15 protein-coding genes are annotated in these 12,100 nt (G+C 74.6%); 11 read left to right on the top strand and 4 right to left on the bottom strand.

Features of this window, described 5'->3' with window-relative positions:
* Positions 1-48 precede the first annotated feature (48 nt).
* Complete coding sequence (locus tag EPD83_RS18695; protein ID WP_128368296.1) at positions 49-531, top strand: NUDIX hydrolase; 483 nt, start codon at positions 49-51, stop codon at positions 529-531.
* Between the two features lie 3 nt (positions 532-534).
* Here the strand turns inward: EPD83_RS18695 and EPD83_RS18690 are convergent, their stop codons facing one another.
* A complete protein-coding gene (locus tag EPD83_RS18690) occupies positions 535-1,215 on the bottom strand; it encodes a class I SAM-dependent methyltransferase (RefSeq protein WP_128368295.1) in 681 nt (226 codons plus the stop codon).
* A gap of 40 nt (positions 1,216-1,255) precedes the next feature.
* Entirely contained in the window at positions 1,256-2,167 is a 912-nt protein-coding gene (locus EPD83_RS18685; RefSeq protein ID WP_235950720.1) for a hypothetical protein, read from the bottom strand.
* Between the two features lie 70 nt (positions 2,168-2,237).
* Here EPD83_RS18685 and EPD83_RS18680 point away from each other — a divergent pair, with 70 nt between their 5' ends.
* Both EPD83_RS18680 and EPD83_RS18675 read left to right on the top strand, forming a co-directional pair.
* The gene (locus EPD83_RS18680; RefSeq protein ID WP_165566992.1) at positions 2,238-3,164 is read left to right on the top strand and encodes a Ppx/GppA phosphatase family protein; all 927 of its coding nucleotides are present in this window, start codon (positions 2,238-2,240) and stop codon (positions 3,162-3,164) included.
* A gap of 1 nt (position 3,165) precedes the next feature.
* A complete protein-coding gene (locus EPD83_RS18675; protein ID WP_128368469.1) occupies positions 3,166-3,969 on the top strand; it encodes a sugar phosphate isomerase/epimerase family protein in 804 nt (267 codons plus the stop codon).
* Between the two features lie 27 nt (positions 3,970-3,996).
* Here EPD83_RS18675 and EPD83_RS18670 read toward each other — a convergent pair whose 3' ends face one another.
* On the bottom strand, positions 3,997-4,515 hold the full coding sequence (locus EPD83_RS18670) for a MarR family winged helix-turn-helix transcriptional regulator (RefSeq protein ID WP_164896737.1): 519 nt from the start codon (positions 4,513-4,515) through the stop codon (positions 3,997-3,999).
* Between the two features lie 1,387 nt (positions 4,516-5,902).
* Between EPD83_RS18670 and EPD83_RS18665 the strand changes: the two genes are divergently transcribed.
* The 4 genes from EPD83_RS18665 to EPD83_RS18650 all read left to right on the top strand — a co-directional run bounded on the left by EPD83_RS18665 (position 5,903) and on the right by EPD83_RS18650 (position 8,932).
* Positions 5,903-6,853: a proline dehydrogenase family protein gene (locus tag EPD83_RS18665; protein WP_205859612.1), complete on the top strand. Its 951-nt coding sequence runs from the start codon at positions 5,903-5,905 to the stop codon at positions 6,851-6,853.
* 19 nt (positions 6,854-6,872) lie between these two features.
* The gene (gene proC, locus EPD83_RS18660) at positions 6,873-7,673 is read left to right on the top strand and encodes a pyrroline-5-carboxylate reductase (protein WP_128368531.1); all 801 of its coding nucleotides are present in this window, start codon (positions 6,873-6,875) and stop codon (positions 7,671-7,673) included.
* Positions 7,666-8,220 (top strand): GNAT family N-acetyltransferase, encoded by a 555-nt coding sequence (locus EPD83_RS18655; protein WP_165566991.1) that lies wholly within the window; start codon positions 7,666-7,668, stop codon positions 8,218-8,220. The genes proC and EPD83_RS18655 overlap by 8 nt, the downstream gene beginning before the upstream one ends.
* A 184-nt stretch (positions 8,221-8,404) precedes the next feature.
* Positions 8,405-8,932, top strand: a complete 528-nt coding sequence (locus tag EPD83_RS18650) for a GNAT family N-acetyltransferase (RefSeq protein WP_128368255.1) — start codon at positions 8,405-8,407, stop codon at positions 8,930-8,932.
* Between the two features lie 10 nt (positions 8,933-8,942).
* On the opposite strand, the gene EPD83_RS18645 is transcribed toward EPD83_RS18650, so the two are convergent.
* A complete protein-coding gene (locus EPD83_RS18645) occupies positions 8,943-9,611 on the bottom strand; it encodes a potassium channel family protein (protein ID WP_128368256.1) in 669 nt (222 codons plus the stop codon).
* A gap of 74 nt (positions 9,612-9,685) precedes the next feature.
* Between EPD83_RS18645 and EPD83_RS18640 the strand changes: the two genes are divergently transcribed.
* From EPD83_RS18640 to EPD83_RS18625, 4 genes are all read left to right on the top strand, one after another.
* Positions 9,686-10,876 (top strand): acetoin utilization protein AcuC, encoded by a 1,191-nt coding sequence (locus EPD83_RS18640; protein ID WP_165566990.1) that lies wholly within the window; start codon positions 9,686-9,688, stop codon positions 10,874-10,876.
* Between the two features lie 228 nt (positions 10,877-11,104).
* Positions 11,105-11,305 carry a helix-turn-helix domain-containing protein gene (locus EPD83_RS18635; protein WP_128367996.1) on the top strand — a complete coding sequence of 67 codons (201 nt, stop codon included), beginning with the start codon at positions 11,105-11,107 and terminating at the stop codon, positions 11,303-11,305.
* 281 nt (positions 11,306-11,586) lie between these two features.
* Complete coding sequence (locus EPD83_RS18630) at positions 11,587-11,685, top strand: 30S ribosomal protein bS22 (protein ID WP_003792170.1); 99 nt, start codon at positions 11,587-11,589, stop codon at positions 11,683-11,685.
* Between the two features lie 167 nt (positions 11,686-11,852).
* Positions 11,853-12,100, top strand: a 248-nt coding sequence (locus tag EPD83_RS18625) for an NAD-dependent epimerase/dehydratase family protein (RefSeq protein WP_165566989.1), incomplete at its 3' end; no start/stop codon positions are given.

Here is a 12,100-nt window from a genome sequence, read left to right as displayed (position 1 = left end):
GATCCTCGCACGGCGGGCCGGGGGTCGGTGGCTCCTAGGGTGGAGCGCATGGCGACCCCGGACTTCATCCTGCGGCTGCGTGCCGCGGTCGGGCACGAGCTGCTGTGGCTGCCGGGGGTGACGGCCGTGGTGCTCGACGGCGAGCGGGTGCTGCTGGTCCGCCGCGCCGACACGGGGGAGTGGACGCCGGTCACCGGCATCTGCGACCCCGGCGAGCACCCGGCCGACACCGCCGTCCGCGAGTGCCTGGAGGAGACCGGCGTGCGCGCCGAGGTCGAGGCCCTCACCTGGGTGAACGTCACGCCGACCGTCACCTACCCGAACGGCGACCGCACCCGGTACGTCGACCACACCTTCCGCTGCCGCTACCTCGGCGGGGACGCCCACGTGGCCGACGACGAGTCCAGCGACGTGCGCTGGGCGTCGCTGACCGACCTGCCGCCGATGGACCCGCGGCACCTGGAGCGGGTCCGGCACGCCGTCGGCCACGACGGTCCCACCCGCCTGTCCCCGGCCGCCGCGGACCGCTGAGCGTCAGTAGCGGCGCCAGCGCAGGGCCACGGCGTAGTCGACGACGAGCCCCTCGTGCCCGGCGAGCGCCGCGTCGGCGGCGGCCGGGGGGAGCTCGATGCGGGTCACGGCCTCGAGGTCGGCGCGCCGGTCGAAGGTCCAGGCGATGGTCAGCCGCTCGGTGGTGAAGCCCTGCCGGTCCCAGAACCGCTGCACGGCGACGGGGTCGTAGGCGGGGTAGCCCCGGCGGAACCAGGCGCCGAAGGTCGAGCGGGTCGCGTCGTTGTCGACGAGGCAGGCGGTGCCGCCGGGCCGCACGACCCGCTCCAGCTCGCGCAGCCCCGGCTCGCAGCCGGGCCCGAAGAAGTAGGCCCAGCGGGCGTGGACGAGGTCGACGGAGGCGTCGGCCAGCGGCAGCGCCTCGGCGCTGCCGGCGACGACCCGGGCCCGCGACCCCCGTGCGCGGAGCCGGTTGGCCGCCCGCCGGACCAGCGGCAGGTGCGGCTCGAGGCCGAGCACGCGCGCCCCGCGGTCGGCGAACCGCGGCAGGTGGAAGCCGGTGCCGCAGCCGATGTCGAGCAGGTCGGCGCCGCGCACCGGGTGCAGCGCCGCGACGGTGGCGTCGATGACCCCCGCCCGGTCCGAGGCGAGGTTCTCGACCTCGTAGACCTCCGGGGTGTCCCAGATGTTCGGGCTGCGGATCACCCGCGGCCCACCGGCCGGTCGGCGGCGGTCCCGCGCGGCGTCACGCGCGACGCCGCGCCCGGGGCGGGGCGGCCGGCTCGTTCGCGCCGTCGGGCAGGGCACTGGTGCCGCGGCGGCGCTTGACCTTCTCGCGCCGGCCGCCGACGGTGCCGGCCGCGGCGGTCGCCGGGTGCACGAGCAGCGGCAGCAGCTTCCGGCCGCCGGTCGACCCCGCCTGGCGCACGGCGGACAGGTGCGCCTCGCAGCGCACGACGAGCTCGTCGTAGGCGGCCCGGCCCATGAGCTCGACGAGCTCGGCGCGGCTGCCGCGGTAGACGGGCTCGGCGCCGACGTGCGCCTCGGGGTTGCCCGAGCAGTACCAGTCCAGGTCGTGCCCGCCCGGACCCCAGCCGCGTCGGTCGTACTCGGCGATCGTCACCTCGAGGTAGGAGGTGTCGTCGGGCAGCTCGACGGTGCGGTAGGACCGGCGCAGCGGCAGCTGCCAGCAGACGTCCGGCTTCGCGGCGTGCGGCGGCGTGCCCTCCGCCACGGCGTGCTGGTGCAGCGCGCAGCCGGCGCCGGCGGGGAAGCCGGGCCGGTTGAGGAAGACGCACGCGCCGTCGACGACCTTGGTCGTCCGCGCCCCGTCCTCGCTCCCGAGCCACGCCGACGAGCGCGCGGGGCTCTTGTCGCCGCGCTTGCCGTAGCCGGGGTGGTGCTGCCACTCGTCCTCGCCGAGCTCGGCGACGACGGCCCGCACCCGCTCGACGTCGTCGTCGTCGGTGAAGTGCGCGCCCAGGGTGCAGCAGCCGTCGTCCGGGCGGTCGGCGTAGATGCCCTGGCAGCCGGCGCCGAAGATGCACGTCCAGCTCGAGGTGAGGAAGGTGAGGTCGACCCGGAAGCGCTGGCCGTCCTCCGCCGGGTCGGCGAACTCCGCCCAGGTCCGGGGCATGTCCAGCGGGGCTTCGGGCACGCGCCCACCCTATGCACCGGCCCCGGTCGGCCGCCGCGAGCCCACGCCGGGACCGGATACGTTGGGGCCCATGCGGCTCGGGGTCATCGACGTTGGATCGAACACGGTCCACCTGCTCGTCGTCGACGCGCACCCGGGCGCGATGCCGCTGCCCGCGAGCAAGCACAAGATCGAGCTGCGCCTCTCCGAGCACGTCACCGACGACGGAGCGATCGCCGCGGAGGGCCGCGACGCCCTCGCCCGCTTCGTCGGGGAGTGCCTCGGGGTCGCCGAGGACCAGGGCGTCGAGGACCTGCGCGGCTTCGTCACCAGCGCCGTCCGCGAGGCCCCGAACGGCAACGAGGTGCTCGCCCACGTCGCCGCCGAGACCGGCGTGACCCTCGACGTCCTCACCGGCGAGGAGGAGGCGCGACTGACCTTCCTCGCCGTCCGACGCTGGTTCGGCTGGTCGGCGGGCACGCTGCTCGTCGCCGACATCGGCGGCGGCTCGCTCGAGCTGGCCGTTGGCATGGACGAGGAGCCCGACGCCGCCGTCTCCGTCCCGCTCGGCGCCGGCCGGGTCACCCGCGACCTCCTGCCCGGCGACCCCCCGGCCCCCGACGACGTCCGCGAGGCCCGGCGACGCGTCCGTGCCACCATCGCCCGCGAGCTGCGGCCGCTGACCCGCGCCGGAGCGCCGGACCGCGCCGTCGGCACCTCGAAGACGATGCGCTCGCTGGCCCGCATCTGCGGCGCCGCCCCGAGCTCGGAGGGGATGTACGAGCCGCGCCTGCTGCCGCGCGCCGCCCTCACCGAGACCCTGCCCGAGATCGCCGCGATGACCGCCCGCGAGCGCGCCGACCTGCCGGGCGTCAGCCGGGCGCGGGCCCGGCAGATGCTCGCCGGCGCCGTCGTCGCCGAGGCCACGATGGACCTCCTCGACGTCGAGGCGCTCGAGATCTGCCCGTGGGCGCTGCGCGAGGGCATCCTCCTGCGCCACCTGGACCGGATGGGTTGAGGTGGCGTCGGCCCCGACCCCGGTCCGGGTGGGCCTGGCCACCGCGTCGGTCTACCCGCAGGGGGCGGCGTCGGCCTTCGCGACGGCCGCGCGCCTCGGCTACGACGGCGTCGAGGTCATGGTCTGGACCGACCCGCTGACCCGTGAGGCCGGGGCGCTGCGGGCGCTGGCCGAGCACCACGGCGTGCCCGTGCTGTCGGTGCACGCGCCGACCCTGCTCGTCACCCAGGGCGTGTGGGGCACGGACCCGTGGGGCAAGGTCGACCGCTCCGTCGAGCTCGCCCTGGAGCTCGGCGCCCCCACCGTCGTCCTGCACCCGCCCTTCCGCTGGCAGCGCGACTACGCCCGCGGGTTCGCCGACGGCATCGCCCTGCGCGAGCACGACACCGGCGTCCGGCTCGCCGTCGAGAACATGTACCCGTGGCGGGCGCCGCGCTCGCGCGAGCTCGAGGCGTACCTGCCGCACTGGGACCCCGTGACCCAGCCCTACGACCACGTGACGCTCGACCTCTCGCACACGGCGACCGCCGGCTCGGACGCCCTCGCCATGGTCGAGCGGCTGGGTCCGCGCCTGGCGCACCTGCACCTGGCCGACGGCTCGGGCTCGCCGCGCGACGAGCACCTCGTGCCGGGGCGTGGCACCCAGCCCTGCGGGCCGGTGCTGGAGGCCCTGGCCGCCTCCGGGTTCGCCGGCGACGTCGTCGTCGAGGTCGGCACCCGGCGCGGCGACGAGGAGCGCCGCGAGCTGGACCTTGCCGAGTCGCTCGCCTTCGCCCGTCTGCACCTCGCCCGCGCACCCGGCTGAGCGTCGCGTCTCCCGTCGACGCCCTGGTCAGCCCGCCGCGACGACGACGAGCACGCGGGCGAACAGGTCGCGCACCTCGACGCCGAGGCCGTCGAGGTCGACGCCCACGGTCCCGGCGAGACGCTCGGCGGCGTCGTCGACCGCGTCGAGCCCCGCGTCGGTGGGTCGGGCCGCGTGGACCCGGCTGTCCCGCCAGGAGGGCTCCCGCTGCACGAGACCGAGCTCCACGAGCCGGGCCAGCACGGCCGAGACCCGTTGCGGGCTGCGCCCGAGGTACGTCGCGAGGTCCCGGCCACCCGACGGCTTCTGGGCGACGCGCCGCAGGACCTCGAGCTCCGGTGGGGTCAGCGCGAGCTCGAGACCGGCCAGGCGGTCGGACACCCGCCGGTCGGTCGCCGTCGACGCCAGCCGCAGCAGGAGCGGGAGGTCCCCCACGCGGTCCTCCTGCGGCAGGAACATGCACCGCGAGGACATCCGCGCGTGCGTCGCTCGCACGCTCAGGCGCTCGAGCAGCTCGTCCACCGTCTCGGCCCCCGGGTCACGCACCGTCCCCCCTCTCCGCCGTGCACCCTCGTCCACCCGCTCGCCCCCCCGGATCGCACACCCTGTTCCCCCGCCGCCGTAGACCCTCGTCCCGTCTGCTCGTCGATCCTCGCCCACTCGCGCGGTCACGCCGCCGAGTTGTCCACAGCCCTCCCGTGGCGTCGCGCCGCGGTGGGTCGTCCGGACCGTGCCGACGACAGGGGGTCGTGAGAAATGCATCGCGACCGGAACGGTTCGCGTCGTGTGCGGGAGCGTTTCGCAGGGGCAGGGGCAGGGGCAGGCGCAGGGGCAGGGGCAGGGGCAGGGAGTAGGAGGGTAGGGCAGGGAATGGGGGGTCCGGATGTCCGGTCCGCGAGCAGGTGACCGTCGCGCTTACTGCCGCCTCGCTTGGGTGCTGTCCAACATCGCGCGTACGGCACAACGAGAGGTGAGGGGGGTAGGGGCGGTGGGAAATGCATCGCGACCGGAACGGTTCGCGTCGCGTGCGGAAGCGTTTTGCGGGGACGGTGGTTGGGCTTGCCGGTCCGCCGGGAGGGAAGGGCCTCCACAATGCCGTCCGGGCGCGCGCCCCGATCGCGCCGGGCAATAGGGGGTCGTGAGAAATGCATCGCAACCCGAACGGTTCGCGTCGCGTGCGGGAGCGTTCCGCAGGGCCAATGAGTGGGCGCGCCGGTCCGCGGGGAGGGAAGGGCCTCCACAATGCCGTCCGGGCGCGCGCCCCGATCGCGCCGGGCAATAGGGGGTCGTGAGAAATGCATCGCGACCCGAACGGTTCGCGTCGCGTGCGGGAGCGTTCCGCAGGGGAGTGGTTCCGCTCGACGGTTCGAGGGGCGGTGAACAGCCCCCGTTGCCGTCCAGAACGAATGGGGCCGCACACAAGAGCGCGAGAAGGGGGAGGTGGGGAGTGCGTCGCGGCCGGATCGAGCCGGGCCACGGGGCGGTGGGGAATGCATCGCGGCCGGAACGGTTCGCGTCGCGTGCGGGAGCGTTCCGTGGGAGGGGTGCAACGGCGCGACGGGTCGAGGGGAGGTGATCGCCCCGCCCATTGCCGCCCTGAGCGAACGGGGTCACAAGAGCGTGAGAAGGGGGAGGTGGGGAGTGCGTCGCGGCCGGATCGAGCCGAGCGACGGTGGGTGGGGCGGTGGGAGATGCATCGCGACCGGAACGGTTCGCGTCGCGTGCGGGAGCGTTCGCGTCGCGTGCGGGAGCGTTCCGCGGGGGCAGGGGTCCGGCTTGCCTGTCCGCGGGGCGGGGACTCGGCCCCGACGGGCCATCAGGTCGCAGCGCGGGGCGGCCCGCGTCCCCGCGATCGCCGAAGGGTTGTGCCCCGACCACGACGGGCGCTCGTCGCGGCGGCTCGTGCCCGGCGGCGCCCGATAGCCTGCTGACCGTGGACGCCTCCGACCTGCTCCGTGGAGCCCTGCTCCAGATCTCCGAGTCCGACAGCGTGCGCTCGGCGGTCGTCAAGGCCCCGATGAGCCGGGCCGTCGTCGCGCGCTACGTCGCCGGCGAGACCGTCCCCGAGGCCGTCGGCTCCGCCGCGGAGCTGCAGACCACCCACCGGATGACGACCATCGACCACCTCGGTGAGGACGTCACCGACCGGGCCCAGGCCGAGCACACCCGCGACGTCTACGTGGCGCTCCTGGACGCCCTGGCCGAGCAGGACCTCGCCGCGGACGGCAGGGCCGAGGTCAGCGTCAAGCTCAGCGCGGTGGGCCAGGCCATCCCCGGCGACGGGGACGCCATGGCGCTCGAGCACGCCCGCGAGATCTGCGCCGCCGCGCAGCGGCTCGGCACGACGGTGACCATCGACATGGAGGACCACACGACGACCGACCGCACCCTGGAGGCCGTGCGCGCGCTGCGGGCCGACTTCCCCTGGGTCGGCGCCGTCCTGCAGTCCTACCTGCACCGCACCGAGGCCGACTGCCGCGACCTCGCCCACGAGGGCAGCCGGATCCGGCTGTGCAAGGGCGCCTACAAGGAGCCGGAGTCGGTCGCCTACCAGGACGGCACCGACGTCGACCTCTCGTACGTGCGCTGCCTCAAGGTGCTCATGGCCGGCCAGGGCTACCCGATGGTCGCGACCCACGACCCGCGCCTCGTCGAGATCGGCTCGGCCCTCGCCAAGCACCACGACCGCTCGGCGGACTCCTACGAGTTCCAGATGCTCTACGGCGTCCGCGACCTGGAGCAGAAGCGCATCGCCGACCGCGGCCACCAGATGCGCGTCTACCTGCCCTTCGGCGAGGACTGGTACGGCTACCTCGTGCGGCGGCTGGCCGAGCGCCCGGCCAACGTCCGCTTCTTCCTGCGCTCGCTCGCCACCCGCGGCTGAGGCCGTAGGGTCGGCTGCCATGGGAACGGTCGCGATCTTCGGTGCCGGCGTCATGGGCGAGACCCTCCTCTCGGGGCTGCTGCGGGCCGGGCGGCCGGCCGACAGCCTCGTCATCACCGAGCGCCGCCCGGAGCGCGCCGCCGAGCTCGCCGAGCGGTACGACGTGCGCGTCCTCGAGAACGCCGACGCCGCGGCCGCGGCCGACACCCTCGTCCTCGTCGTCAAGCCGCAGGACATGGGCTCGCTGCTCGAGGAGGTCGCGCCGCACGTCGCCGACGGCAACCTCGTCGTCAGCCTCGCCGCCGGCATCACGACGACCTTCATTGAGTCCCGGCTGCCCGAGGGCCGCTCGGTCGTGCGGGTCATGCCCAACACGCCGGCGCTCGTCGACCAGGGCATGGCCGCGGTGTCCGGCGGCGGCAGCTGCCCGCCCGAGCACCTCGCCGAGGCCCGCGAGCTGCTCGCCGCCACCGGCAAGGTCGTCGAGGTCCCCGAGCGGATGCTCGACGCCGTCACCGCGATCTCCGGCAGCGGCCCGGCGTACATTTTCTACGTCGTCGAGGCCATGATCGAGGCCGGCGTCGTCCTCGGGATGCCCCGCCAGACCGCCACCGAGCTCGTCGTCCAGACCCTGTTCGGCGCGGCGACGATGATCAAGGAGACCGGGCAGCACCCGACCGTGCTGCGCGAGCAGGTCACCTCGCCCGGGGGGACGACGGCGGCGGCGCTGCGGGTCATGGACGACCACAAGGTGCGGGCCGCGTTCATCAGCGCCATGGAGGCGGCGGCCACCCGCAGCCGCGAGCTCGCCGGTGGCTGACCCCACGGCCGACCCCCCGGCCGACCCACCGGCGGACGCCGTGCCCGGCCTCGCGCCGGCGCTGCGGGTCGAGCGCGTCACGGAGGCCACGTGGCGCGACTACCGGGCGGTGCGCCAGGCCTCGCTCCTGGACAGCCCGCGCGCCTTCTGGACGACGTACGCGCAGAGCGCCGCCCGCAGCGACGAGGAGTGGCTCGCGCTCGTCCGCTCCGGTCCAGCGGTGTGGCTGGCCTGGGACGGCGACCGTCCCGTCGGCTCGGTGGGCCTGTTCCACCCCGACGGGCTCACCGAGGACGAGACCTACCTCGTCGGCATGTGGGTCGTCCCCTCCGCCCGGGGCAGCGGCGCGGCCCACGCGCTCGTCGACGCCGCCCTCGCCCACGCGGCGGGGGAGGGCCGGCGCCGGGTGCTGCTGGACGTCGCCCGAGAGAACGTCCGGGCCTGCCGCTTCTACCTGCGGCGCGGGTTCGCCCTCACCGGCGAGACCGGCGTCATGCCCTGGGACCCGGGGGTCGAGGAGGTCCGGATGGCCCTCGACCTGCCCTGACGACGACGCCACCCGGGCCCCCGGCACCCCCCGGTCGACGCCCCCGGACGAGGGGTCGCGACGCGCTGGACCGAGCCGCCCGCGTGCCGCGCGTCGCGGCTCCTCGACCCGTGGGACCCGGCGCGTCCGGCCCCGGCGGTGCCCCCTTGCCCCCACCCATGGGTGCCGTGAGAGGGTTTCGGCCATGAGCGACATCACGGTGCGCACGCTGGGCGTGGAGGAGTGGGACCAGTACCGCACCATGCGGTTGCGCGCGCTCGCCGAGTCGCCCGAGGCCTTCGTCGCCACGCACGCGGACGAGGAGGCCGAGGCCGAGGACTTCTGGCGCGCGCGGATGCAGCGCTCCACCCGGCTGCTCGCCGAGCGCGAGGAGGAGGCCCTCGGCATCGCCAGCGTCGGCGCCCTCGGCGAGGACGAGCCGCACATCGCCCAGCTCTTCGGGCTGTGGGTGCGCCCCGAGGCCCGCGGGTCCGGCGTCGCCGCCGCCCTCGTCCGCTCCGGCGCCCGGGTCGCGGCCGAGCAGGGCCGCTCCCACCTCTACTACTGGGTCGGCACCGACAACGGCCGGGCCGTCGCCTTCGCGAGCAGCTTCGGGTTCCGGCCCACGGGCAACCGCCGCCCCATGCGCGTCGTCTCCGAGGACGACGGCGAGGAGGAGGTCGCGATGACCCTCCCGCTCGGCGGCGACCGCGGGGGCATCGCCAACCTCTGACGCGGCGGGGCTACGGGCGGGCGGCCAGCCGCTCGATGAGGGTCGTGGGGCCGCTGACGATGAGGACGTCGTGGGCCGAGATCTTCGTCGACGGCACCGCGTAGGTGAAGTCCTCGCCGGGGGCCTTGACCCCGACCACCGTCACGCCGTACTTGCTGCGCACCGCGCTCTGCTCGAGGGTGAAGCCGATCGTCTCGGTCGGGGGGCGCATCTTGACGATGGCGAACCCGTCGTCGAACTCGATGTAGTCCTGCATCCGCCCGCCGACCAGGTGCGCCACCCGGCGCCCGGTGTCGGCCTCGGGCCGGACGATGTGGTGGATGCCGATGCGGTCGAGGATGCGGGCGTGCTCGGGGGAGAGCGCCTTGGCCCAGATGTCCGGCACCCCGGCGTCGACGAGGTTCGCGCCGGCCAGCACCGAGGCCTCGACCGAGGAGCCGATCCCGACGACGGCGATCCGGAAGCGGCCGGCCTTGGCGTCGCGGATGACCCCGACGTCGCTGGCGTCGCCGTGGACGACCTGGCTGATCCGGCCGAGGAACTTCTCGGCGAGGAAGCCGTCCTTCTCGATGGCCGTGACCTTGTGCCCGAGGCGCCGCAGCTCCAGCGCGGCGGCGGCGCCGAAGCGGCCGAGGCCGATGACGAGCACCTCGTCCTCGGAGCGCACGCCCTTGCCCATCGCGGCGTCCTCTCGTCGTCGGTGGCCGGTCCGGGCCCAGCCTGCCACGCCGGGCCACCGAGTACGGTGCAGCCATGCCCCACCGGACGACCGTCATCTGGGACGACGTCTTCACGGCGTACGACTTCGGGCCCGACCACCCGATGGGACCGGTGCGGCTGGACCTCACGACGCGCCTCGCCCGCGCGCTCGGCGTGCTCGAGGACGTCGACGTGCTCGCGCCCGAGGTCGCCCCGGACGAGCTGCTGACCACCGTCCACGACCCGGTGTACGTCCAGGCCGTCAAGGACGCCTCGGCCGACCCGGCGAACGCGGACCTGCACCGCGGCCTCGGCACCACCGACGACCCCGCCTTCGCCGGCATGCACGAGGCGTCGGCGCGCATCGTCCAGGGCACCGTCGACGTCTGCCGGCGGGTGTGGGAGGGCGAGACCGACCACGGCGTCAACTACTGCGGCGGCCTGCACCACGCGATGCGCACGCACGCCAGCGGGTTCTGCATCTACAACGACATCGCCGTCGGCATCCAGTGGCTGCTCGACCACGGCGTCGAGCGGGTCGCATACGTCGACATCGACGTCCACCACGGCGACGGCGTCGAGCGGGCCTTCTGGAACGACCCGCGCGTGCTCACCGTCAGCCTGCACGAGAGCGGCCGCCACCTCTTCCCCGGCACCGGCTGGCCGGGCGACGTCGGCGGCCCGGACGCCCGCGGCAGCGTCGCGAACGTCGCGCTGCCGCCGGGGACGACCGACGCGTCGTGGCTGCGGGCCATCGACGCCGTCGTTCCCCCGCTCGTACGGGCCTTCGCCCCCCAGGTCCTCGTCACCCAGCACGGCTGCGACACCCACGTCGAGGACCCGCTGGCGCACCTGGCCATCAGCGTCGACGCCCAGCGCCGCGCCCACGACGAGCTGCATACGCTGGCCCACCAGGTCTGCGACGGCCGCTGGGTGGCGCTCGGGGGCGGCGGCTACGAGCTCGTCGACGTCGTGCCGCGCTCGTGGGCGCACCTCGTCGCCATCGCCGCGCACCGCCCCGTCGACCCCGCCACCGAGGTGCCGGCGGAGTGGCGGGAGCACGTCGAGCGGGTCTTCGGGCGCCCCGGGCCACGGCGGATGGGGGACCTGCCCGCCGACCGGCTGCCCATCTGGGTCCAGCCCTGGTCGATGGGGCACAACCCCGACAACCCCCTCGACCGGTCGGTGTTCGCGACCCGTCAGGCGGTCTTCCCCGCGCACGGTCTGGACCCCTGGTTCGACTGACGTCCGCGGCCCCGCCGTGGCCGGTCGGCGCCGCATCTGCGCCGGTCAGGCACCGGACACGCCGAAAGGTCGACAGGCGGACGGCGTGTCGACTGGACATTCGGCGGGAAGTTGGGGGGTTCCTCTTCACTGAGGTCACAACTGCCCCTATGGTTGCGACAGCACGACGCAGGGAGCCAAGCCGGGGCGACTTTCCGGCACTGCGAGGTGCAGAAGAACGAGGTCACGATGTCCACGGAGCGCCAGCTCGGCGAGGTGCGGTTCCTCACTGTCGCCGAGGTCGCCACGATCATGCGCGTGTCCAAGATGACCGTCTACCGCATGGTCCACGCCGGTGAGCTGCCGGCGATCCGCGTCGGACGATCCTTCCGGGTTCCGGAGGACGAGGTGCACCAGTACCTCCGCAGTTCGTTCGTCGACACCGCGTGATCCGCATCGTCACGTCAGCCTGATCCCGAGGGGCCGTCCCGCAGCACGCGGACGGCCCCTCGGGTCGTCTCCGGCCCTCCCCACTTCTCGCCCGATCCCGCAACCTTCGGGTTCGCCGGGGTTCGGTGGGTGCGCGGACCCGAACGTTCTCGCCTGATCCAGGACCCTTCGGGTCGCCGCCCCTCCCGTGCCCGCCGGGCCTCCGCGGACCGTTTTTGGGCGGCACGCCGCGCACCGGTAGGGTGGGCCGCTGTACTTCATCCCTCCACAGAGGACATCGCATGGGTTCTGTCATCAAGAAGCGGCGCAAGCGGATGGCGAAGAAGAAGCACCGCAAGCTGCTGCGCAAGACGCGTCACCAGCGTCGCAACAAGAAGTGACCACGCGTCACCTCTGAGCCGCACGAGGTCCCCGGCCCCCGCCGGGGACCTTTCGCGTCCCCGGGACCTCGTCCCGGGGCCGGACGCCCGGGTCCCGGGTGTCCCCGCGAGTGGGTACTGTCGGTGGTGTCCGGCGGGTGGTGAGCAGGTCGCGGAAGGAGGAGGCGATGGCGGGAGTCGTCCTCGTGACCGGGGTGTCCCGGTACCTCGGCGGCCTCCTCGCGCGCCGGCTCGCGGCCGAGCCCTCCGTCACCCGGGTCGTCGGGGTCGACGTCATCCCCCCGCCCCAGGAGATCGCCGGCGTCGAGTTCGTCCGCGCCGACATCCGCAACCCGATGATCGGGCGGGTCATCGAGGACGCCGGCGTCGACACCGTCGTCCACATGAACGTCATCGCGACGCCCACCTTCGTCGG

The organism is Phycicoccus flavus (assembly GCF_004025965.2).
GTDB lineage: Bacteria > Actinomycetota > Actinomycetes > Actinomycetales > Dermatophilaceae > Phycicoccus > Phycicoccus flavus.
This window is presented reverse-complemented; position numbering and strand designations above follow the sequence as displayed.